The organism is Pseudomonas sp. UBA5666 (assembly GCF_002420785.1).
GTDB classification, from domain to species: domain Bacteria; phylum Pseudomonadota; class Gammaproteobacteria; order Pseudomonadales; family Pseudomonadaceae; genus Aquipseudomonas; species Aquipseudomonas fulva.
The window spans coordinates 22,393-43,582 of record NZ_DIIQ01000016.1 but is presented as its reverse complement, the minus strand read 5'-3'; the positions used below and the strand labels follow the sequence as shown (position 1 = coordinate 43,582).

Sequence of the window (21,190 nt, the reverse complement as noted above, 5' to 3'; positions counted from 1 at the left end):
CTGGACGACGCTGAACTGGGCTTGATGCGCTGAGCCTACGAATCCCGGCGAAACGAGTCTGCTCGTAGCGCCGGGTCCGGCTCGTGGCTAAAGCTTGCATGAGCTCTGAAGGAGTTCTAAGAAATGCAACGATCCAAGCCCACGCCGTTATCGTTTCTTATCGCCTTCAAATCTGGCGCCTCACGCCGGCACATAGAAATACGTCAGCGGCACCAAACGCTTGGTTTCCGGATCAGTAGCTGGGTAATGCGCCATCAATGTGCGAGCCAACTCGTCCAAGGTCCACATGGTCAGGTGTACATTGGCTCGTTCCCCTTCGTACAAAGCTTCCTTAGTGAATCCACCTGTACTCACATAGAGCCCGCGATCATCTTTGTGACGTCCACCTAAGAAGCTACGAATCTCATTACTGCCCATACGCGCGCTACGGTGCTTGACCTCGACGACGATACGCGGGGGCTCGAAGCCGAAGCCGTCAGGGGAGGCAATAATGTCTTTGCCCCGGTCAGCCCCTGCTGGAGATACGAGCGTTTTGTAACCCATCGCACGCAAAATGCCTGCTACCAGCTCTTGCATCTCTGACCAGTCCAAACCGTTGATCTGGTCTTTAATGCGTTCGAATGCAATCTCTTGAACGCCTTTCAAGGGGTCTTCCAGGGCCTCAGGATCTTCAATCGCTTCCTTTGGCGTAGGAGAAAACACTTTCCCGTTGGCAAGCGCCAGCAGCTCTTTCTGCGCCTCCTCCGCCACGTTGAACACCGTCAACGTCGAGCCGAGGCTGTTGCGGCTAGCACTGGTTAATTTGTCCCTATCAACCTCGTGGGGGAACCACTCCACGGCACGCGTTAGTGACATGCCGTCTTCCGCTAGGTCCGCTCGATAGACGCATTCGCCCACGAACAGGCCAACTAGATAAGTCCTGTTTGCAGGTGAATAGGTGACCACTGCATCACCTGCTTTCACTTCGTTAACGAATCGGAATACCTGAGAGGCACCTGACACAGCACTGGCGTCTTTGATGCCAGGTTGGAGGTTTTTGTAAGCCTGAATCAGCGCTTTGCGCGAGCCCCCTGGCTTAGCCTCTATCGCAAACTGCCCCCAGCCAATCGCAGCTAAGTTGCGGTCTCTGAAGTCGTCATAGAGGCGTCCACCGTCGCCTCGGATCATCCACATGGTCGGCATCTGCAGGTTTTCCTAACCTTGGTTTTGAGGGGACTCAAGCAATCTGTGTGTGGGAAGTGAACGCACTCACTCCAACAGGTACAACTAATTGGCCATCACTCTATAATGCGGCCCCGCCGGGCGGGTTGCGCTGCGTCATCTGCGCTCGATCAAACCGGCGGAGCCTGGTTTCCAACCCAATCAAGAAACGGGTCACACCCAGGCACCACAATCCCGATCTTCACAAGGTTAAGAAATGGACTTCACCACCCTCCTCAGCCAGCACTGGGGCACACTGAGCTGGTTCATTCCGCTCGTCATCTGCATCTCAATACTGAAAACGCCAGCTGCCAAAGGCTACCTCGGCGAACTACTCGTGCGCTTTTTCATATGGCTAGAGCTGGATGACAAAACGTATCACCGCGTACATAACGTGACACTAGACACGCCAGACGGCACGACGCAGATCGATCACGTCATCGTGTCTATGTACGGCATTTTCGTGCTCGAAACTAAAAACATGAGGGGATGGATTTTTGGTTCGGAGCGCCAACCCCAATGGACGCAAAAGCTCTTCAAGCGCACGTTCAAGTTCCAGAACCCGCTGCGTCAAAACTATAAACACCTGAAAGCCCTTGAAGCCACCCTGGAGGTAGCGCCTGAGCACCTTCACTCGATCATCACCTTCGTCGGTGATAGCAGGTTCAAAACCGAAATGCCGCCAAATGTCACCCACGGCAGCAGGTTTATCCGGTATATCAAGTCCTTCACACAGCCCGTATTCACGGCCTCTGAAGTTGATACGCTGGTTCAAAATCTGTTGGATGGAAGGCGGGCACCTTCACTTGCAACGCACCGCGAGCACGTGGAGAACCTGAAGCGACGCAGTGATCCCACAGCCGACAGGCAATGTCCGAAATGCGGCAGTGCGCTACTGGTGCGGACTATCAAAACAGGTGCTAATGCCGGCCAACAATTCTGGGGATGCTCGACATTCCCGAAGTGCAGAACGCGGCAGAGTTTCTAGCTTAGAAGGTTTCTGAGAGTGCTCGCATGCTGCGGGTGCTCTGAGCTGAAACGCCTCGCATCAATGAGGACAGTCTCCGAGAAAACCACCCAACATCGCTGCATCAAAGACCTGACATTCCTACAGGCGACACGCTCAAAGCCACCCAGAACTTTCAGACTTTTTTCCTTCCCTGTAGTCCATTTCCCAAAGATACTCCCCAAGCCCATTTCTCATTGCACACCCCAAAAGCCGACCGTAGTCTCGCCGTGTCGCTGACATCCAGCGACCAGGTTAGCCGCCTGAAAAAAACGTCGGACACCGCAGCTGTGCAATACCGGGAAATCGGTGTTGTCGCCTTATGGCGGCTGTGCGTGGGGCACTTTCGAGTGCGCCGGGTGCCTGACGTCCCGGTCGGCTAACCCGCGTACAGCTGCCACCTTCCTGTTTAGCCGCAGCAGGTGGTCGCTTCATCACGTCAGGAGTCGTCATGTTAAAAATCGTCCCCGACCCACCACCCACCCCCGCCACCCTGGAAGACACCCTAACCCTAGCCGCCGACTACGCCCTCTGCGCCGAAGCCGTGGCCCAACAAGCCCTCCTCATACAGCCCCGCTCCCCGGCAGCCCCCCTGATCATGGCCTCCATGCACGAGCTCGAATCCCTGCGCCGCCTGCTGGAATCCGCCCTCCTGCAAATCCATCACCCTCCCTCGCGACACCCCACGCACTAACCCTCAAGCCCCTGGCTCAAGCAACTCGGCAGTAACCCAGCCGCGGCACGAAAACAGCCAGCCCAAAAACTTCAGGGAGCCACACCATGTCCACCCCAGACACCCCCTGCACCCCAGGCCAAACCGTCTTCTATCAAGGCGAAAACCACACCCACGCCCTGTTCCGCATCGAGCCCGGCATCCCCTGCCAACACGCCCGCGAACAGGCTTCGGAATTGATGGGTTACGCCCGCGACCTCACCCTCGAAGGCTTGATGGAAGACAAACCCAAACTGATCTGGGCCGCCCACTACCTCTGCGCACTCGGCAAAGCCCTGCTGGACGACGCTGAACTGGGCATGATGCGCTGACCCCGGTCCCCCCGGCGCACCTGCGCGCCGGGGCTGTCGATCCGGTCACACCGGGCCCGGCACCTGGGGCACTGCGCGTCCCGAAAGAAAACGCGGCAACACCACCATATGCGGCAGTGCAAACGCCGCCAGCACCACGAACAGCGCCCGAATGCCGGTCTGTTCCTGCTGCCAGAACACAGCCCCACCCACCAAGGCAAACATCCCTGCCCCGACGAGCACTGGCCAGGTGCGATGCAGGTAGTCGCCCATCGACAAAGCACCTACCATGCGCTCGCGCACACGGGTTTGGGGTTCGGCGTGCAGCAGGTAGAACCCGAGCGCAAACCCGATCAGCGGCGGGGTTACCACCACCAGCAGCAAGGTCAGCGCCAGCCGTAGGTCACGCTGTTGCCAGGCACTCATCAGCAATACACCGAACGCAATCAGCCCGGCACACGCCGGCGTCACCGCCAGCCATCCACCCAAGGCAGAGGATGCACCGGCCGCCATCGCCAGGTTGAGCAACCGGGCTACTGCGTCGCTGTGCAGCACCGCAGGCCCGCCCAGGATGAACAGCCCCAGCGCTATCTGTTCATGCCGCCGCTGAAACACCTCGTCCTCATGGGCGAAGTGCCAAACCGACAGCAACAAAAAAGCGGTAAGCGCCAGCGCCCCCGCCACTTGCCAGACCAGGGCGCACACGATGGCCACGCCCAGGTAACTGAGCACAAAGCGCCTGCGCTGCCCGTGCTCGATCAAGTACAGGTCGCTTGCCCCATGCAGCAGGCCAAGCCCGAGCCCGACCAGCAGCACGTAAGCCAGCGGTGCCAGCCCGCCTGCAAGGCTGGCCGCTATCGCCAGCCCCACAAGGGCGCGCCAGCTGCGCCCTGTGCAGGTCATGCTCAGTAGCCTCGGCCGACCGGCACGGCGCGCAGGTTACGTTCCGAGGTGAAGGCGTAGACGACCTTGGCCAGCACGTCGAGCACCAGGAACACCCATACGGTGGTGGCGTCGCTAACGGCCCAGAAGCCTTCGGGGCCGACGGCGAAGACCACGGGGTAGATCAGCCACAGCACGGTGAGAAAGCCTACGTTGCGGCGGTAGGCGGGGCTGACGCCGGGTTGTTGGCTGGCGATGCTGGCGACGGGTTTCCACAGCAGGTACAGCACGCCGGCAAAGGCGGCGCAGGACCAGGCGAAGAACACCCATTTGATCACGCCGTAGGGGGCCAGGGAGGCGATCAGGCCGGTGACGATCATGATCACATCGAGGGTGACGATGGCGGTGATGTAGCCGCTTTTGCCGTACAGGTCGCGAGTGCCGTAGTAAGCGGAGCTGACGACGCCGGCCAACAGCAGTGGGGTGGTGAAGGCCCAGTCCACGTAGCGGGCCAGGTAGGTGACGCTGCCGTCGACTTTGATCAGGTTGCCGACGCCCAGGTACATGCACAGGTAGGCGGTGCCGGCGATGAAGGGGACGGCGGCGTGGATGAGGGTGTGGCCCAGAAGCGGGCCGTAATGTGCGCCTTTGATGTAGATGACCAGTGATGCCAGGGCCATGACGATGAAACCGATCAGCAAGGGGGTTTGGATCATTTGAGGCTCCGCTACCAGCAGTAAAAGGCCCGGGTGCATGCAAGGGGATGCCGGGGTTCGCCGCGGTTTATTTAGCCGCTTCGTTTACGGATGGAGAGGGGGGTGAGATTTTTGGTTCAAAATGTTTCGGGGGTCGGTTGAGATCTTTTCCAGGTCACGCGATCTACTACTGTGGGAGCGGCCTCGCGCCGCGATGGGCTGCGAAGCGGCCCCAGGATTTCAGCCCGCAGCTCAAATCGCCGGGGCCGCTATGCGGCCCATCGCGGCGCAAGGCCGCTCCCACACGGAGGGCGTGTTTCTGTCAGATCACCGAGTCATCGGAGCAAGCGCCCCTGCCAGATCACCGCCCCGTCAGCCCATCAAACGCCTTGTCCAACCCCGCATCCGCATCCACCAGCTTCTGCCGCCGCTGCTCCATCCACGCCTGATCCTCCTTCAACCGCGCCTGCGCCTCAGCCAACATGCGCCGCACTTCTTCAGGCTGCGGCCCACCAGTACCCTTGCGACTTTGCACCATGGCGCGGGGGGACAGGCTGGCGCGGAAATCCGCTTCGCTCAGGGGTAGGGTGTTGTCCTTCCATTTGTACTTGTCCGCCGCCTGGGTGAACAACGCCTGCGCATCGGCGTAGGCGAAGTCCTTGGGCAAGGTGCCGTCGGCGCGGGCTTTTTCGACGATCAGCGAGGCGAAGCTGTGGCCGATGCGGAAGGGGACGTGGTGCTTGCGCTCCAAGGTGTCGGCCAGCTCCATGGAGGTGGTCCAGTCGGCGTCCAGTTCTTCTTCGGCGCGTGCGGCGTTGATTTTCAGGGCGTCGAGCACCTGGTCCAGGCGCTTGAACATGTCCCCCGTGGAGCGGAACAGGCCCAGGTCGTCGAAGGCGGCCTTGTAGTCGGTCATGCCGGTGGTGACGTTGTGGGCACGCAGGGTGGTGGCGTTGGCCAGGCCGACCACGTCGGAGGCGGCTTCGCGGGTGCGCATCAAGAGGCCAGGGTTGCGCTTTTGCGGCATGGCGCTGCTGGTGTAGGTGGCCCCTTCGTCGAGCAGCAGCCAGGGGCGGGTCTGGTGGTACTGGGTGTGAATGTCGCCGATGAAGGCGCCGATGCGGATGGCCGAGGACGAGACCAGGCCGGCGGCTTCCAGCGGGATGTCGTAGGTCGAGACCTGGCTGGCGTCCAGCGAGTTCTCGCGCACGCCGTCAAAGCCCAGCAGCTGGGCCAGGCGCTCGCGGTTGATGGGGTAGCCGGAATTGGCCAGCACGGCGGTGCCCATGGGGCTGAGGTTCAGGCGGGCGTAGAGTTCGTGCAGGCGTTGGGCGTCGCGCTCGAACGAGGCCTCGTAGGCCAGCAGGTAATGGGCGTAGCTGATGGGCATGGCTTGCACGCCGTTGGTATAGGCCGGCACCAGGGTATCGACGTGTTGGGCGGCCAGCGTGAGCAAGCGCTGGCGGGTGGCGTCCAGGGCGTCGCCGTAGGCCAGCACGTGGCGGCGCAGCGAGGCCAGGCGGTAGGTGGCGTACATGTCCTGGCGGCTGCGGCCTGAGTGAATCAGCGAGGCCTCGGGGCCGACCTTGTCGGTGATGATCTGCTCCAGTTGCAGCACATCGCTGGGGCGCTTGCCGTCTGGCTGGGTGGCCTGGTCGATGGCGTGGCGTACCCCGCCTGCAATGGTCGCGGCCTGTTCGGCGGTGACGATACCGGCTTCCTTGAGCATCACCAGCGAGGCTTTGTTGATGCGGTTGAGGTAGTCGAACTGGGTCTCGCCGTGGCGCTGGCCGTCGGGGGTCTTTTCTACGAAGGCGCCGATCTTGCGAGCCTGCTCGGCGCATTCGGCGGTGGTCTTGCACGGGTTGTCGGCGGTGTTGGCGGCCTGGGCCGCGGGGCTGGTGAGCCAGGCGCAGGCGATGGCAAGGCACAGCAGTGATCTTGTTGTTGTCATGGTGGGTCCGCTCGGGGCTTGTGGAAGGCAGGCGGGCTGGTGGCACCCTTGGAAGGTCAACCTACACCCCTGCCCCCTTGGCCGAAAGCGAAACCACCGCCGGGTAGGCGGTGGCGTCGGTGCAGGGGCGGAGTTGATCGAGCCGCTGGTTAGGGCATGCCGAGAAACTCTGGCAGCGCCAGGGAGATGTACGGCACGTAGGTGACCAGGATCAGGAACAGCAACAAGATCGACAGCCACGGCAGCGCTGCGCGAATGGTCTGGCCCAATGTCAGGCCCGTCACGGCACTGGTCACGAACAGGTTCAACCCCACTGGCGGGTGAACCAGTCCGATCTCCATGTTCACCACCATCACGATGCCCAGGTGGATCGGGTCGATGCCCAGTTCCATGGCGATGGGGAAGAAGATCGGCGCCAGAATCAGGATGATCGCCGACGGCTCCATGAAGCTGCCGGCAATCAGCAGCACCACGTTGACCATGATCAGGAAGCCGATGGGCGTCAGGCCTTCGGAGAGCACCCACTGGGTGATCTGCTGCGGGATCTGCTCGGTGGTCAGCACATGGGCGAACAGCATGGCGTTGGCGATGATGAACAGCAGCATGATGGTCAGCCGCCCGGACTCCAGCAGCACCTTGGGGCACTCGCGCCAGGTCATGTCCTTGTACACGAACAGGGCGATGAACGCCGAGTACACCGCCGCCACGGCCGCCGCTTCAGTGGGGGTGAACATGCCGCTGTAGATGCCGCCCAGGATGATCACCAGCAACAACAGCCCCCAGAACGCCCGCCGCGCGGCCGTAAGCCATTCGCGGAAGCTGGCACGTGGCTGGGCAGGCAGCTTCTTGACCCGCGCCACGATGTAGATGGCTACCATCAGCGACACGCCCAGCAAGATCCCAGGGATCACGCCAGCCATGAACAACTTGCCCACCGACGTTTCGGTCGCGGCTGAATAGACCACCATCACGATCGACGGGGGGATCAGGATGCCCAGCGTACCGGCGTTACAGATGATGCCGGCGCCGAATTCCTTCGGATACCCCGAGCGCACCATGCCGGCCACAGCGATCGAACCCACTGCCGCCACCGTGGCCGGCGACGAGCCGGACAACGCAGCGAACAACATGCAGGCCAGCACGGCGGCAATGGCCAGGCCGCCCCGAATGTGCCCTACGCAGGCGTTGGCAAAATCGATCAGCCGCTGCGCCACGCCGCCGGTGGTCATGAAGGCGCCAGACAGCAGGAAGAAGGGGATGGCCAGGAAGGTGTAGCTATCAGAGGTTTCGAACAGCTTGATCGCCAACGAACTGAGCGAGTCCTGGCTGAACAGCAGAATCGACACCGCCCCCGACAGGCCCAGGGAAATGGCAATGGGCACGCCCAGGAACATGAAGATGAACAGCAGCAGGAACAGGCAGATGACGGTCATTGCTGCGACTCCTCACCGGGGTTGGCCAGCTTGCTCGCCTCGGCCGCTTCGTCGGCCAGGCCCAGGTTGATCTGGCGGTGGGTGTAGATGCGGTAGAGGATTTCCAGGTAGCGCACGATGATCAAAGCGAACCCGAAGGGCACAATCATCGCGATGTGGCCGATCTTGATGCCGTAGCGGTCCAGGTCTTCGGCCCCGATGCCAGCCGCCAGCACAGCGCTGACCCATTTGATGCTGGCAATCAGAAACAGCCCGGCATACGCCAGGCAACAGGCGCAGGCAACCATGGCCAGCACACGCTGCACCGGCTTGCGGGTGCGCCTGACCAGCACATCGACCCCAAGGTGGCCGGCGGTACGTACGCCATAGGCGATGCCGAAGAAGATCAGCCAGCCAAACAGGGCCTTGGTCAGGGCGATGCTCCAGGTCATTTCCTGGGCGTAGCCCATCAAGTGGTCACCGATGTTCAACAGCGGCTCGCTGGCAAAGGTCCAACGGTCGCTCAAGTTGTAGAACATCGTGTAGAGGTTGTTCAGCGCTACGTAGATGAAGGTGATGAGGGTCATGGCCGCCAGAAGAAAGGCGATCATGCCTTCCTCGAAGCGCTCCCAGACGCGCCGTAACGTTTGCATGGGCATTCTCCGCGCAGAATGAGGCTGAGCCGCCCACGCAGGGGCGGCTGCAGGCGGGGCCAATCAAGAGGCTGTGTTGGCGTCCTGGGCGGCTTTGATCAGGTCGGCGCCAATCTGGCCTTCGAACTTGTCCCAGACCGGACGCATGGCTTTGCGCCATTCGTCACGCTGCTCGGGGGTGAGCGCATCGACCTCGCTGGTCTTGGCGTCGATGATCTTCTGCCGCGAGGCCTGGTTCAGCGCCTCGGCCTGCTTGTTCACCTCGACGGTGACCTTGTCCATGATGCCCTGCAGTTCGGTGCGCACATCTTCAGGCAGGCCGTTCCAGAACTTGGCGTTGGTGATCACCATGTAGTCGATCAGGCCGTGGTCGGTCTCGGTGAAGAACGGCTGCACTTCGTTGACCTTCTGGCTTTCGTAGTTCGACCAGGTGTTCTCGGTGCCGTTGACGGTGCCGGTCTGCAAGCCTTGGTACACCTCGGCAAAACTCATCTTGCGCGGGTTGGCGCGCACGGCCTTGAACTGCTCTTCCAGCACGCTGGAGGCTTGTACGCGGAACTTCAGGCCACGGGCATCCTTGGGCAGCAGGATCTTCTTGTTAGCCGACAGCTGCTTCAAGCCGTTATGCCAGTAGGCCAGGCCGCGGATGCCCTTGTCTTCCATGGAGGTGAGCAGCGCCTTGCCCTGGGGCCCCTGCTGGAAGCGGTCGACCGCCGCCAGGTTGTCGAACAGAAACGGCAGGTCGAAGATTTGCACCTGCTTGTTGTAGTGCTCGAATTTGGCCAGCGAGGGCGCCAGCATCTGCACGTCGCCCAGCAGCAGCGCTTCCATTTCCTTGCCGTCGCCGAACAGCGACGAGTTGGGGTAAACCTCGACCTTGACCTTGCCCTTGAGCTTGTCATCGGCCTCCACGAGCTTCTGGAACATGAGCGCGCCCTGGCCTTTGGGCGTGCTGTCGGCCACCACGTGGGCGAACTTGATGATGACCGGGTCCGCGGCGTAAGCGAACGAGGTCAGGGAGACGGCGGCGGCGCAGAACAGCGCCTGGGTCAGCTTCAACATGGGTTTCACCTGTTATTGTTGTTGGTAAGGTCAGCAGGGAAGCGTAGCCAAGATTACGGTGGCGCAAGTATAGGTGTTTGGGGAATCTGCTTTTGTGTAAGGCTGCGTTCGGCAAAAACGAACGCCGACCCTCATGCCTTGGCCTGGACCATAGCCACTAGCCAGCGTGGGCCAATGCCAGCAGGCGTTGCGCGCGCAACACCACCGGGGCATCGACCATCTGCCCGTCCAGCTGGAAGGCCCCTGCCCCACCCGCCGCTGCGCTGCCCTCGAGCACGCGCTGCGCCCAGGCCAGTTCGTGCTCGCTGGGCTGCAAGGCCTCGTGAATCACCGGCACTTGGCTTGGGTGAATGCACAGCGCCCCGCCATAGCCCATGTCGTAGGCATGGCGCATGGCCTCGCGCTGCCCTTGCGGGTCGCGGATCGCAGGAAACACACCGTCCAGCGGCGGCGCCAGGTCGGCGCCCCGGGAATGCAGTTGCACGGCCATGCGGGCCTGGTCGATGAAGCGTTGACCTGCCGGGCTGTCAGTGTTCAGGCAAAGGTCCAGCGCCAGGTCCAGGCTGCCGAACGACAAGCGCTCGACGCCCTCGGCGCCGGCGATACGTTCAAGGGCCAACAGCCCCTTGGCGGTCTCGATGATCGGCACGACGGCTTTGCCCGTGCGGGCGGCAACCGCCACCTGTGCGGCGCTCTCGACCTTGGGCAGCAGCACCGTGGTCACACCCAGGTGCTGCGCGCACAATTGCAAGTCCTCGGCGTGGTTTGCATGGCTGGGTGCGTTGACCCTCACCCACACCCGGGCGTCGGGGTGTTCGCCCAGAAAGCGCGCCAGGTGCTCGCGGGCCTGGGCCTTGAGCGGTTCTTCGACCGCGTCTTCGAAGTCCACGATCACGGCATCGGCACCGGCAGCCAGGGCCTTGGCGAAGCGCTCCGGGCGGCTACCGGGCACGAACAGGGCGGAGCGAACGATGGGGTATGGCATGCTTTTGCTCCTCTACTAAACCACGCCTGCGCTGTTCAATTGCGCCTGCTGATCATCGCCATACCCCAGCTCGGCCAGGATCGCGGCGGTGTGCTGGCCCAGTGCAGGCACCGGGTCCATGCGCGGGCTGAAGGCCGCGTTGCGCCCCGGCGGCAGCAGGGACGGCAGCTTGCCCGCCGGGCTGTCCACCTCGCGCCAGCGGTCACGGGCCTGCAACTGGGGGTGCTGCCACACCCCTTGCATGTCGTTGACCCGGGCGTTGGCGATCTGGGCGCTTTCAAGGCGTGACACCACGTCTTCCAGGCTCAGCGCAGCAAAGCCCTCGATGATGATCTGGCGCAGCGAATCGCGGTTCTCCGAGCGCCGGTAGTTGGCGCAGAAGCGCTCGTCGGTGGCCAACGCCGGGTCGAGCAAGACCTTCTCGCAGAACAGCTGCCATTCACGCTCGTTCTGCAACCCCAGCATCACCGTGCCGCCATCGCCTGTGGGGAAAGGGCCGTACGGGTAGATGGTCGAGTGCGAAGCACCCGCGCGAGGCGGTGGCGGTGCGCCGTTGTAGGCGTAGTACATGGGGTAACCCATCCACTCCACCAGGCTTTCGAGCATGGACACGTCGATGCGGCTACCCACCCCGGTGCGATCACGCAACAGCAGGGCCGAAAGCACGCCGGTATAGGCGTACATGCCAGCGGCGATATCGGCCACCGAGCATCCAGCCTTGGCCATCCCCTCCTCGCCTGGGCTGCCGGTGACCGACAAGAAACCGCCTTCGCTTTGAATCAGCAGGTCGTAGGCCTTTTTCTTCTCATAGGGGCCGCCTTCACCGTAGCCAGAGATGTCGCACACGATCAGCCGCGGGAAGCGCGCGTGCAGGGCCTCGAACCCCAGGCCCATGCGCGCCGCAGCGCCAGGTGCGAGGTTTTGCACCAGCACGTCGGCCTTGGCCAGCAGCCCTTCGAGGATGGCATCGGCCTGAGGCTGCTTCAGGTCCAGGGTCAGGCTTTCTTTGGAGCGGTTGGTCCACACGAAGTGGGACGCCAGGCCGTCGACGCGCTGGTCATAGCCTCGGGCAAAATCACCGCTGCCGGGGCGTTCGACCTTGATAACCCGGGCGCCCAGGTCGGCCAGTTGGCGGGTGCAGAACGGCGCGGCGATGGCGTGTTCCAGGCTGACGACGGTGATGCCGTCCAGGGGGCGGGGGGCAGATGCACTCATGGCAAGGTCCTGTGCGGGAGTCATGGCAGGTCGGCCAGCGAGCGGGTATCGCGCAGCTGCCAGACACGTTGGATCAAGGCACGGCCGTCGGCCGCACTGCGCTGCCCGGCGTAGGCCAGCAAGCGCTGGAACTTGTCCTCCAGTTCCGCGCGGGACAAGGTGTTGCCGGGGTCGCCCTTGGGTTCGTCGATGGCAGCGGTGAAGTGGCGCCCGTCCGTGCAGTGCACCTCCACCCGGCCCAGCCATCGGGCCGGGTAAGCCGCATCCACGTCCGGGTCCAGCTGCATGCGCACCTTGTCGCGGAACCCCGCCACGTCCGGGTCGCTCAGGGCCAGGTCGCGGAATGTCAGCAACTGCGCGCTGCCGTGCACGGCAATCAGGCCGAGCACCGTGCCCATGGAGAACTTGGCCTGGTGCACGCTGGTGGGCACCTTCACCCGGCCGAGCACGTCGATGGCGCCCTGGTGCACGTGGGCGATCACCTCGGCGATGTCGCCGTGGCGCAGCCCTTCGCGCTGCATCAGTTCGAGCAAGGCATCGGCCGCCGGGTGGGTGTGGCGGCACGAGGCGTGGAACTTGAACGAGGTTTCGGCCAGCGCCCAGCGGCTGCCCAGGCGGTCCGACAGGCGGGCCGGGTCGGCGTCGCTGGACATGCCGGCCGCCAGGCCCTGGTCGCCTTCCAGAATGTTGCGCGCCCCGGTCAAGCCATCGGCGGTCAGGTACGCCGCCAACAGCCCGTCGGCAGCGGCCTTGGCCGTGTGCAGCTGTTTCGAATCGGCCGCATCGCGCAAGAACTCCCACAGCCCGGCCGCCTGAGTGCCGGCACTGCCCAGCACGTTGATGAACTGGGCCTGGTCGAAGTCCATCAGCTTGCCCACCGCGACAGCCGCCGCCAGGGTGCCGACGGTGGCGGTGGTGTGGAAAATGCGGTAGTGCGAGCGGCCCATGAATTCGCCGATGCGAATGCCAGCCTCGTAGCCGGCCACAGCCGCCAGCAGCAGGTCCGGCCCCGACTTGTCCAGGTCCTGCGCGGCAGCCAGGGCTGCGGAAAACACCACCGTGGCCGGGTGCAGCACCGAGCTGTTGTGCAGGTCGTCCTGCTCCACCAGGTGCGACGCTGCGCCATTGACCAACGCAGCGAAATACGGCGAGGTGCCACGGCCGGTGCTCATCAACCGGGCTTTACCGGCAGGTGGCCCCATGCGCTCGGCGTAGCGCTCGAACAGCGGCACCGGGTGCGCGCCCTGGCTGGCCAGGGCCGAGCCGAGCCAGTCGAGGAACAGGTCTTCGGTACGCGCCAGCACGGAGGGCGGGATGTCCTGGTAGCGCAGGTCGGCCAGGAAGGTGGCCAGTGCTTGGGTATCACGCATGGGCATACCCTCCTTCAGAAGCTGCGCGGCAGCTCGAGCAGGTGCTCGGCCACGTACGACAGGATCAGGTTGGTGGAAATCGGCGCCACCTGGTACAGGCGGGTCTCGCGGAATTTGCGCTCCACGTCGTACTCGTTGGCAAAGCCGAAGCCGCCGTGGGTTTGCAGGCAGGCGTTGGCCGCCTCCCACGAGGCTTTGGCTGCCAAGTACTTGGCCATGTTCGCGGCAGCACCGGCGTTGGCGCCGCTGTCGTACTCGGCGCACGCCCGCCAGCGCATCAGGTCGGCCGCCTCCAGTTCGATGTGGGCTTCGGCGATGGGGAATTGCACGCCCTGGTTCTGGCCGATCGGGCGGCCGAACACCACGCGGTCGCGGGCGTACTGGCTGGCCTTTTCGACGAACCAGCGCCCGTCGCCGATGCACTCGGCAGCGATCAGCGTACGCTCGGCGTTCAGGCCGTCGAGGATGTAGCGAAAACCCTTGCCCTCCTCGCCGATCAGGCTGCTGGCCGGGATGCGCAGGTTGTCGAAGAACAGCTCGTTGGTTTCGTGGTTGACCATGTTGGCAATCGGCTGCACGGTCAGGCCGTTGCCAATGGCCGTGCGCAGGTCCACCAGGAAGATGGACATGCCTTCGGACTTGCGCGTGACCTGCGCCAGCGGCGTGGTACGCGCCAGCAGGATCATCAGGTCCGAATGCTGGATGCGCGAGATCCACACTTTCTGCCCATTGATCACGTAGTCGTCGCCCTCGCGCACGGCCGTGGTCTTGAGCTGCGTGGTGTCGGTGCCGGTGGTCGGTTCGGTCACGCCCATCGACTGCAGGCGCAGCTCGCCGCTGGCCAACTTGGGCAGGTAATGACGTTTCTGTTCCTCGCTGCCGTGGCGCAGCAAGGTGAACATGTTGTACATCTGCCCGTGGATGGTGCCGGAGTTGCCACCGCAGTGGTTCACTTCCTCGAGTATCACCGACGCCTCGGCCAGGCCCAGCCCTGAACCGCCGTAGGCCTCGGGGATCATCGCCGACAGCCAGCCGGCGTCGGTCATGGCCTTGACGAAGGCTTCGGGGAAGGCCTTCTGCTCGTCCAGGGTGCGCCAGTATTCGGCCGGAAATTCGGCGCACAAGGCGCGCACGCCTTCGCGGATGGCGTTGAGGTCATCGCTGTCGTAGCTGTGCATGGCAGGCTTCTCTACGGTGCTGAAAGGGGGTCAGTCGAAGGTGACGTCGGCGCTTTGCGCCACGCCGGCAGCGTTGCCGGCCCACAGGCGCGCCTGGCCTGGGCCGTCGAGGCAGCCGCTGAGCTGGAAGGGCGTGGGCAGGGTCAGCGGGCGCAGGCTGCGGTAGCTGTAGCGGCGCAGGCGGGCACCGGGGTTGGCGCGCAGAAAGGCCCGCAGGTTGAGCGTCGCGATCAGGGGGCCGTGCACCACCAGGTCCGGGTATCCCTCGGTGGCGGTGACATAGGGGTAGTCGTAATGGATGCGGTGGCCGTTGAAGGTGACCGCCGAATAGCGGAACAGCAGGGTCGCGGTGGGCGTGACGGTTTCACCCCAGGTGCCGGTTTCACAAGGCTCGCCCGTGCTCGCCTTGGGCGGGGTCGGCTCGCGGTAGACGATGTCCTGCTCTTCGCGGATGCACAGCTGGTCGTGCTGGGTGTAGTCATGGCGCACCGTCACGAACAGCAAGGCGCCGCTGCGGCCGTGTTTCTCCTCGATGTGCAGGATGGTCGAGGTACGCTGCGCCTCGCCGCCGACCACCAGCGGGGCGATGAACTCGACCCGGCCACCGGCCCACATGCGGTTGCGCCCGTCAGCCGGCGGCAGAAAGCCCCCGCGTGCCGGGTGCCCGTCGGTGCCCAGTTGCGCTTCGGGTACAGGGTCTTGAAAGAAGCACCAGGTCCACAGCGGCGGCAACGCCTCGCCATGGGCCGGGGCGGTCTCGCCGAATGTCGCCGCGATGCGCTGCACCAGGTTGCGGCTGAGCACATCCCAGGCGTGCTCGGTACGGCCGAGCCAGGGGCTGTAATCAAAGGGCGTAGTGGGCATGGGTGGGCCTCTGGAATTGTTGTTATGGCAGGTCGCTTGCAGGCGCGTCATCGACGCTGCGCAGGCGACAGGGACGATCATGCGACCCTGTCGCGCATTCTGTGAATTTGCATTTCCATAACCCGGCGTTCATAAATGCCGAACGCCTTCCCTACCCAGGACTTGCCCATGCACTTCGATCTGGCTGACTTGCGCCTGTTCATCCACATCGGCGAATCTCCCAGCCTGACCCAGGGCGCCCGCCGTGCCCACCTCTCCCCGGCCGCCGCCAGTGCGCGTATCAAGGCGCTGGAAGCGCAGCTCGACACGCGCTTGCTGTACCGCGACAGCCGCGGCGTCGAACTGACCCCGGCCGGGCACACGCTGTTGACCCACGCACGCCTGGTGATGCGCCAGGTGGATTACCTGAAGGCGGAGTTCACTCAGCTCGGCGGCGATTCGGCGGGGCATATCCGCATCTTTGCCAACACCACGGCGGTGACCGAGTTTCTGCCCGAGGTGCTGGCAGGCTTTCTGGCGCAACGGCCGGGGGTCACGGTCGACCTGCAGGAACGCCTGTCCCGCGACATCGTGCGAGGGGTGCTCGATGGCAGCACCGACATGGGCATCATCGCCGGCCCTGTGGAGGCCAGCGGCCTGCAGGTGATGCACTTCAGCACCGATCGGCTGGTGCTGATCGTGCCCGCCGGCCACGAGCTGGCCAACCGCCGCCAGGTGACGTTGAAACAGACTCTGGCCTACCAGCACATCGGGCTGCACGACGGCAGCACCCTGCTGACCTTTCTGCGCGACCAGGTCGAGCGCATGGGTGAAACCCTGGCCCTGCGTATCCAGCTGTCGGGTTTCGAGGCCATCTGCCGCATGGTCGAGGCAGGCGTGGGCATCGGCATCATTCCCGAGTCATCCGCATCGCGCCACAGCCACACCATGAACCTGGTGACCATCGCCCTGGACGAACCCTGGGCCGAGCGCGAACGCAGCATACTCGTCCGGGAGCTGGAGGCCCTGCCGGGGACGGTGCGCGCATTGATCAAGACGTTGATGCCTGCGAACTAGGCAAGCCATTACGCTCGGGTTATCTGACCGTCAGATCGGGTGCAGGACAGTGGTTCAGATTTGCACTGCAGAAGGATAAATCCTACTGTGGTGCGTCGTTTTGGATATGGACAATAAGGATATGGCCCAAATCATCCCAACACTCGGCGCGTGCCGTTTCGACACGCCCGGGGAAAAACGCCTGGCTGAGCGCCTCGAAAAGAAACTCCCCGATGACTGGTTATGCTGGTTCAACGTGCCGGTTGGCCCAAAGGGGCTGCAGCCGGACTTCGTCCTCCTGCACCCTGAAGTGGGCTTGCTCATTCTCGAGGTCAAGGACTGGAAGCTGAGCTCGCTGAAAGAGGTGACGATCAACGAGGTCATCAAGCTCGAGCACGGTCGCGAAGTCACCGTCATCAACCCCATGGCGCAGGCCCGCAAGAACGCGTTCGAAACGAAGGAAACGCTGGAAAAGGACCCCGCGCTGACCCAGAAGCCAGGCTCTATCCGAGCGGGCAAACTGTTGATGCCCTACACCTGGGGCGTCGTGCTGCCAGAGATGACGCGCAAGGAATTCACCTCGCTGCAAGCCGGTTCGGCCTTGCAAAGCGTGCGTGTCATCTGCAAGGACGAAATGTTCGAAACCGTGGATGCAGGCCTGTTCGAACAACGTTTCAAGGCCATGTTCGTGCAGCACTTTCCCGTGGCGCTGTCGGACGAGCACTTGGACCGCGTGCGTTACCACCTGTTCCCGGAAATCCGCCTGAACCCGGCACGTGCCCAGTTCGGGCTGTTCGGTGAGCAGGAGGCGCCCATGCCCAGCCTGATCAAGGTCATGGACCTGCAGCAGGAGCAACTGGCGCGTTCCATGGGCAGTGGGCACCGGGTGATTCACGGCGTGGCCGGCAGCGGCAAGACCATGGTCCTGGTGTACCGCAGCCTCTACCTGGCGCGCACCTCCAGCAAGCCGGTGCTGGTGTTGTGCTACAACAAGACCCTCGCAGCGCGCTTGAACCAGGTGCTCAAAGCGCACCAGCAAGACGTTCAGGTAGTTGCCATGAGCTTTCATGCCTGGTGTCGCAAGCTGCTGACCGATGCGCAGCTGCCCATCCCTCAACTCCAGGGCCAGAAGTTCTTTCAGGCGCTCGAAGACGATGTGCTCAAGCACATGGCGGACGGCAAGCTGGACGCTGATCGGTATGCCGCGATCCTGATCGATGAGGGCCACGACTTCAAACCGGAGTGGTTCCGCCTGGTCGTTCACCAACTCGACCAGGAGCAGGAAAACCTGCTGGTGCTCTACGACGACGCCCAGGCCATCTACCGCGGCAAGGCCACCCTTGCCTCGAAGATGACATTCAGCTTCGCCAGTGTAGGGATCAAGGCGTCAGGCCGGACCACCATCTTGCGCATCAACTACCGCAATACGCTGGAAGTGCTGTCGGTCGCGCATGCGTTTTCCAAGGATTTGCTCAGCGCCCGCGATGCCGAAGACGACCATATCCCGGTACTGGCCCCGCAAAGCGCAGGCCGGCGCGGCGACTTGCCGCAACTGCTCAGCCACCCTGGGCTTGTGCAGGAAGCCCAATGCCTTGTCGCCCGGCTTGAGCATGAGCAGGCAAACGGCCGGGCCTGGCAAGACATGGCCGTGATTTACCGAGAAGGTTTCCAGGCCACCTGGATCGAGGACACACTCAAGGCCGCGGGCATCCCGTACACCAGCGCCAAGACCGTTTCCAAACGCAGCGCGCTGTATGGCGAGAACACGGTGAAGATCGTGAGCATGCATTCGAGCAAGGGGTTGGAATTCGGGTTCGTGGTGATTCCGCGCTTGCACGAGATGCCGGTGCAGGGCGAAGACGAGGCCGATGAGATGCGCTTGCTGTATGTAGCCATGACCCGCGCCGTGGACAGGCTGGTGATGACCCATCAGACCCACTCCGGATTCACCGAACGCCTGCAGGAGGCAGTGGCTCAGGTTCAAGCGAGCCTTTAGCTGCTTGATAGTGCGGGACTAAGGGTTGCGCGGTATTAGTGGACGCGGCCTCGCCGGGATGCCGGACCGGCCGCGATGGGCCGCGAAGCGGCCCCAACATTTCAGCTCCACATTAGAGCTCAAGGCCTACCGTGCGGCTCACAACGGCCAGACTGCACAGGCCATCGATTGCAGCCTCTACAGACACTGCTCAGCCCCCCCAATAATCGCTTACCAGCTATAACTCACCCGCGCCGTCACCTCACGCCCCGGGTTGTAATAATCAGCCGTCCCCGAGCCCACCACGTGCTGTTCATCGAACAGGTTGCTCACGTTCACCGCCAGGTCGGTGCCCTTGGCGATCTGGTACTTGAATGCCGCGTCGAACAACGTGGTGCCGTCGGTCTTCTTGGTGTTGGCCGCATCCATGTAGTAAGCCCCCACGTACCGTGCGCCCAGCCCGACACTCACGTCGGTCGCCGGAATGTCGTAGTACGTCCACAACGAAGCCGAGTGCTTGGGTGCGGTGGCAAAAGCGTTGCCCTTGAGCGAAGAGCCGTCATACAGCGACCCGCGTTTCACGTCGGTGTCCATGTACGAATAGGCGCCAATTACGCTGATATCAGCCGTCACCTGGGCCTTGGCTTCCAGGTCCAGGCCGCGTGCGTGGGACTCACCGACGGTTTGCTGTTCGATGATGCCGCTGGGCAGTACCACAGCGATGGTGACGTTTTCCTGGGTCAGGTCATACATCGCAGCGGAGAACATCGCGTCCATGCCGATGGGCGAGTACTTCACGCCCACTTCGTACTGCTTGCCGGTTTGCGGGGTGACGCCCACCTGGGGTGGGGACACCGACTCCACCATGCTCACGTACGTTGACACTTCGTCGTTGACGATGTAGGTGAGCGCCGCGCGATACGAGGTTTCCGACAAATCGTCGCTCTGCTTGGCGGCCCCGCCCACGTACTCGGTGCTGGACAGATCCATGGAGTCATTGCGCACGCCAGCGGTGGCGATGACGCGGTCGTAGAACGAAAGGTTCTGCTGCATGAACACAGCCTTGGTGGTCACGTCCTGCTTCTTGCGGCTGTAGGGCTCGATGCCACGCGGCACGCCGGTGAACACCGGGTTGGCGATGTCGATCGGGGTGGCGAGGCTATAGACCGAGCGCTGTTTGGTCGAGGAGTCGAGGTACTCCACCCCCACCAGGGTGCTGCTGTCGATGTGCTCGAACTGCGCATCGTATTGCAGCATCAGGTTGCCGTTGAGCTGGTCGGCGTCGCTGTCGGTGCCGAACACATAGCGCGGGATGGTCGTGCCCACCCGCGATGGGCTGTCGCTCAAGTAGGCGTAGCCAAAATCGTCGGTCAGTTCGCTGTAGCGCAGGTTGCCACGCAATACAAAGCCGTTGTCGAAGTCGTGGGTGATGTTGCCGGACAGGCTGGTGCGCTCCACATCGTGGAAGTTGTAGCCGGGCTCACCGAAGAACTTGCTGCGGTCGTACTCCTTGTCCAGCGGGTAGCCACCGCTGTTGGGCGAGCTGTTGGTCTTCAGGTAGTCCAGCACCACGGTGGCCGAGGTGAAGTCGCTCGGTGCCCAGGTCAGCCCGCCCATCACTAGGCGGCTGTCGTCCCGGGAATGGTCGTACTCACGGTCGCTGTCCTGCAGCTTGGCCGTGAAGCGCCCCGCCACGGTGCCGCCTTCGTTGAGCACATCGCCCACATCGATGCCGGTCTCGGCATGGTCGTACGAACCGTAGGTCACGTAGCCCTGGCCGAAGCGCTCGAACCGTGGCTGTTTGGTCACGAAGTTGACCGAGCCGCCTGGGTCGGCGGGGCCGAACAGGGTGGAGTTGGCGCCGCGAATGATCTCGATACGCTCGTAGGCGTAAGGGTCTTCGCGCACGCCACGCATGGAGCTGAGCGTCAGGCCGTCACGGTAGGTCGTGGCCTGGAAGCCGCGAATCTGGAAGTAGTCGTTACGGTCGTCCGACCCATAGAAGTCGCTGATCACCCCTGGGGTGTACTGCAGCGCTTCTTCGGTGGTGCTGACGCTGCGCTGCTCCATCTCCTTGCGGGTCACCACCGATACCGACGCCGGGGTATTGAGGATGCTGGTGGCGACCTTGCCCCCCACCCACAACTCCTTGGCCACGACCGAGTTGATGTCGTCGTCGGCGCTGGCCTTGACCTTGGCGTTGACGATTACCGGGGCCAGCCGGTAGTCCTCGGTGGCGCCCAGCTCCAGCGGGCCGGTGGGCTTGGGCTGGGGCAGCAACAGGTAGGCGTTGGGGCCTTGCTGTTCAGATTGCAGGTCACTGCCCTGCAACAGCGAAGACAAGGCCGCTGCGGTACCCAGCGAGCCCTGGACGCCCGGCGTCGTCTGGTGGGCCACGCTTTGCGCGTCATACGAGAGGCTGACGCCGGCTTCCCTGGCAAAACGATCGAGCGCTGGCGCCAGCGGGCCTGCCGGAATGTTCCACTGCTTGAGCGGGCTGCTGCTGTCAGTGGCCGCAGGCTGGGCCAGGGCTGGCAGGACATGGCTGCCTACCACGAGCCCGAGCAAGGCGCCACGCAGGGCTCGGTTCAGGGGGTGGCGCAGTGAAACCGGGGTAGAACTCATTCTCTCGCTCCGTAGCGTATCGGCGGGCGGCCTGTATTCCGGCCTTCCCTACCTGC

Annotated in this window: 18 protein-coding genes; 5 read left to right on the top strand and 13 right to left on the bottom strand. The window is 63.3% G+C overall.

Annotation, left to right across the window (positions count from 1 at the left end; genetic code table 11):
* Positions 1-180: 180 nt before the first annotated feature.
* Positions 181-1,182 carry a restriction endonuclease gene (locus B2Y33_RS09925; RefSeq protein ID WP_206405565.1) on the bottom strand — a complete coding sequence of 334 codons (1,002 nt, stop codon included), beginning with the start codon at positions 1,180-1,182 and terminating at the stop codon, positions 181-183.
* 235 nt (positions 1,183-1,417) lie between these two features.
* Between B2Y33_RS09925 and B2Y33_RS09920 the strand changes: the two genes are divergently transcribed.
* The 3 genes from B2Y33_RS09920 (at position 1,418) to B2Y33_RS09910 (ending at position 3,250) form a co-directional block, all read left to right on the top strand.
* Positions 1,418-2,188 carry a nuclease-related domain-containing protein gene (locus B2Y33_RS09920; RefSeq protein ID WP_206405564.1) on the top strand — a complete coding sequence of 257 codons (771 nt, stop codon included), beginning with the start codon at positions 1,418-1,420 and terminating at the stop codon, positions 2,186-2,188.
* Positions 2,189-2,657: 469 nt separating this feature from the next.
* Positions 2,658-2,900: a hypothetical protein gene (locus B2Y33_RS09915; RefSeq protein WP_206405563.1), complete on the top strand. Its 243-nt coding sequence runs from the start codon at positions 2,658-2,660 to the stop codon at positions 2,898-2,900.
* Between the two features lie 86 nt (positions 2,901-2,986).
* Positions 2,987-3,250, top strand: a complete 264-nt coding sequence (locus B2Y33_RS09910; RefSeq protein WP_028687108.1) for a DUF3077 domain-containing protein — start codon at positions 2,987-2,989, stop codon at positions 3,248-3,250.
* A gap of 45 nt (positions 3,251-3,295) precedes the next feature.
* Here B2Y33_RS09910 and B2Y33_RS09905 read toward each other — a convergent pair whose 3' ends face one another.
* The 11 genes from B2Y33_RS09905 to B2Y33_RS09855 form a co-directional block, all read right to left on the bottom strand.
* Positions 3,296-4,132: a beta-carotene 15,15'-dioxygenase, Brp/Blh family gene (locus tag B2Y33_RS09905; RefSeq protein ID WP_206405562.1), complete on the bottom strand. Its 837-nt coding sequence runs from the start codon at positions 4,130-4,132 to the stop codon at positions 3,296-3,298.
* 2 nt (positions 4,133-4,134) lie between these two features.
* Positions 4,135-4,827 (bottom strand): bacteriorhodopsin, encoded by a 693-nt coding sequence (locus tag B2Y33_RS09900; protein WP_028687114.1) that lies wholly within the window; start codon positions 4,825-4,827, stop codon positions 4,135-4,137.
* 340 nt (positions 4,828-5,167) lie between these two features.
* A complete protein-coding gene (locus tag B2Y33_RS09895) occupies positions 5,168-6,760 on the bottom strand; it encodes an argininosuccinate lyase (protein ID WP_206405561.1) in 1,593 nt (530 codons plus the stop codon).
* A 149-nt stretch (positions 6,761-6,909) separates the two neighbouring features.
* Entirely contained in the window at positions 6,910-8,193 is a 1,284-nt protein-coding gene (gene dctM / locus B2Y33_RS09890) for a C4-dicarboxylate TRAP transporter large permease protein DctM (RefSeq protein WP_027915195.1), read from the bottom strand.
* Entirely contained in the window at positions 8,190-8,825 is a 636-nt protein-coding gene (locus B2Y33_RS09885; RefSeq protein ID WP_027915196.1) for a TRAP transporter small permease, read from the bottom strand. The genes dctM and B2Y33_RS09885 overlap by 4 nt, the downstream gene beginning before the upstream one ends.
* 63 nt (positions 8,826-8,888) lie before the next feature.
* Positions 8,889-9,887, bottom strand: a complete 999-nt coding sequence (locus B2Y33_RS09880) for a TRAP transporter substrate-binding protein (RefSeq protein ID WP_023534545.1) — start codon at positions 9,885-9,887, stop codon at positions 8,889-8,891.
* Positions 9,888-10,044: 157 nt separating this feature from the next.
* Positions 10,045-10,872 carry an HpcH/HpaI aldolase/citrate lyase family protein gene (locus B2Y33_RS09875; protein WP_110607058.1) on the bottom strand — a complete coding sequence of 276 codons (828 nt, stop codon included), beginning with the start codon at positions 10,870-10,872 and terminating at the stop codon, positions 10,045-10,047.
* 15 nt (positions 10,873-10,887) lie between these two features.
* Positions 10,888-12,087 carry a CaiB/BaiF CoA transferase family protein gene (locus tag B2Y33_RS09870; protein ID WP_206405560.1) on the bottom strand — a complete coding sequence of 400 codons (1,200 nt, stop codon included), beginning with the start codon at positions 12,085-12,087 and terminating at the stop codon, positions 10,888-10,890.
* Positions 12,088-12,107: 20 nt separating this feature from the next.
* Entirely contained in the window at positions 12,108-13,457 is a 1,350-nt protein-coding gene (locus B2Y33_RS09865) for an MmgE/PrpD family protein (RefSeq protein WP_206405559.1), read from the bottom strand.
* A gap of 14 nt (positions 13,458-13,471) precedes the next feature.
* The gene (locus B2Y33_RS09860; RefSeq protein WP_023534647.1) at positions 13,472-14,635 is read right to left on the bottom strand and encodes an acyl-CoA dehydrogenase family protein; all 1,164 of its coding nucleotides are present in this window, start codon (positions 14,633-14,635) and stop codon (positions 13,472-13,474) included.
* A gap of 30 nt (positions 14,636-14,665) precedes the next feature.
* Positions 14,666-15,499, bottom strand: a complete 834-nt coding sequence (locus tag B2Y33_RS09855; protein WP_027915201.1) for an FAS1-like dehydratase domain-containing protein — start codon at positions 15,497-15,499, stop codon at positions 14,666-14,668.
* Positions 15,500-15,667: 168 nt separating this feature from the next.
* Between B2Y33_RS09855 and B2Y33_RS09850 the strand changes: the two genes are divergently transcribed.
* Positions 15,668-16,555 (top strand): LysR substrate-binding domain-containing protein, encoded by an 888-nt coding sequence (locus B2Y33_RS09850; RefSeq protein WP_206405591.1) that lies wholly within the window; start codon positions 15,668-15,670, stop codon positions 16,553-16,555.
* Positions 16,556-16,676: 121 nt separating this feature from the next.
* Complete coding sequence (locus tag B2Y33_RS09845; protein WP_206405558.1) at positions 16,677-18,530, top strand: DEAD/DEAH box helicase; 1,854 nt, start codon at positions 16,677-16,679, stop codon at positions 18,528-18,530.
* 210 nt (positions 18,531-18,740) lie between these two features.
* On the opposite strand, the gene B2Y33_RS09840 is transcribed toward B2Y33_RS09845, so the two are convergent.
* The gene (locus tag B2Y33_RS09840) at positions 18,741-21,134 is read right to left on the bottom strand and encodes a TonB-dependent siderophore receptor (RefSeq protein WP_206405557.1); all 2,394 of its coding nucleotides are present in this window, start codon (positions 21,132-21,134) and stop codon (positions 18,741-18,743) included.
* Positions 21,135-21,190: the final 56 nt, after the last annotated feature.

What these genes read in the sequence shown, in the direction of transcription:
- B2Y33_RS09900 (WP_028687114.1), bottom strand. Translation starts at nt 4,827, where the DNA reads ATGATCCAAACCCCCTTGCTGATCGGTTTCATCGTCATGGCCCTGGCA.
- B2Y33_RS09865 (WP_206405559.1), bottom strand. Translation starts at nt 13,457, where the DNA reads ATGCGTGATACCCAAGCACTGGCCACCTTCCTGGCCGACCTGCGCTAC.
- B2Y33_RS09870 (WP_206405560.1), bottom strand. Translation starts at nt 12,087, where the DNA reads ATGAGTGCATCTGCCCCCCGCCCCCTGGACGGCATCACCGTCGTCAGC.
- B2Y33_RS09925 (WP_206405565.1), bottom strand. Translation starts at nt 1,182, where the DNA reads ATGCCGACCATGTGGATGATCCGAGGCGACGGTGGACGCCTCTATGAC.
- B2Y33_RS09915 (WP_206405563.1), top strand. Translation starts at nt 2,658, where the DNA reads ATGTTAAAAATCGTCCCCGACCCACCACCCACCCCCGCCACCCTGGAA.
- dctM (WP_027915195.1), bottom strand. Translation starts at nt 8,193, where the DNA reads ATGACCGTCATCTGCCTGTTCCTGCTGCTGTTCATCTTCATGTTCCTG.
- B2Y33_RS09895 (WP_206405561.1), bottom strand. Translation starts at nt 6,760, where the DNA reads ATGACAACAACAAGATCACTGCTGTGCCTTGCCATCGCCTGCGCCTGG.
- B2Y33_RS09910 (WP_028687108.1), top strand. Translation starts at nt 2,987, where the DNA reads ATGTCCACCCCAGACACCCCCTGCACCCCAGGCCAAACCGTCTTCTAT.
- B2Y33_RS09920 (WP_206405564.1), top strand. Translation starts at nt 1,418, where the DNA reads ATGGACTTCACCACCCTCCTCAGCCAGCACTGGGGCACACTGAGCTGG.
- B2Y33_RS09840 (WP_206405557.1), bottom strand. Translation starts at nt 21,134, where the DNA reads ATGAGTTCTACCCCGGTTTCACTGCGCCACCCCCTGAACCGAGCCCTG.
- B2Y33_RS09860 (WP_023534647.1), bottom strand. Translation starts at nt 14,635, where the DNA reads ATGCACAGCTACGACAGCGATGACCTCAACGCCATCCGCGAAGGCGTG.
- B2Y33_RS09855 (WP_027915201.1), bottom strand. Translation starts at nt 15,499, where the DNA reads ATGCCCACTACGCCCTTTGATTACAGCCCCTGGCTCGGCCGTACCGAG.
- B2Y33_RS09885 (WP_027915196.1), bottom strand. Translation starts at nt 8,825, where the DNA reads ATGCAAACGTTACGGCGCGTCTGGGAGCGCTTCGAGGAAGGCATGATC.
- B2Y33_RS09880 (WP_023534545.1), bottom strand. Translation starts at nt 9,887, where the DNA reads ATGTTGAAGCTGACCCAGGCGCTGTTCTGCGCCGCCGCCGTCTCCCTG.
- B2Y33_RS09875 (WP_110607058.1), bottom strand. Translation starts at nt 10,872, where the DNA reads ATGCCATACCCCATCGTTCGCTCCGCCCTGTTCGTGCCCGGTAGCCGC.
- B2Y33_RS09905 (WP_206405562.1), bottom strand. Translation starts at nt 4,132, where the DNA reads ATGACCTGCACAGGGCGCAGCTGGCGCGCCCTTGTGGGGCTGGCGATA.
- B2Y33_RS09850 (WP_206405591.1), top strand. Translation starts at nt 15,668, where the DNA reads ATGCACTTCGATCTGGCTGACTTGCGCCTGTTCATCCACATCGGCGAA.
- B2Y33_RS09845 (WP_206405558.1), top strand. Translation starts at nt 16,677, where the DNA reads ATGGCCCAAATCATCCCAACACTCGGCGCGTGCCGTTTCGACACGCCC.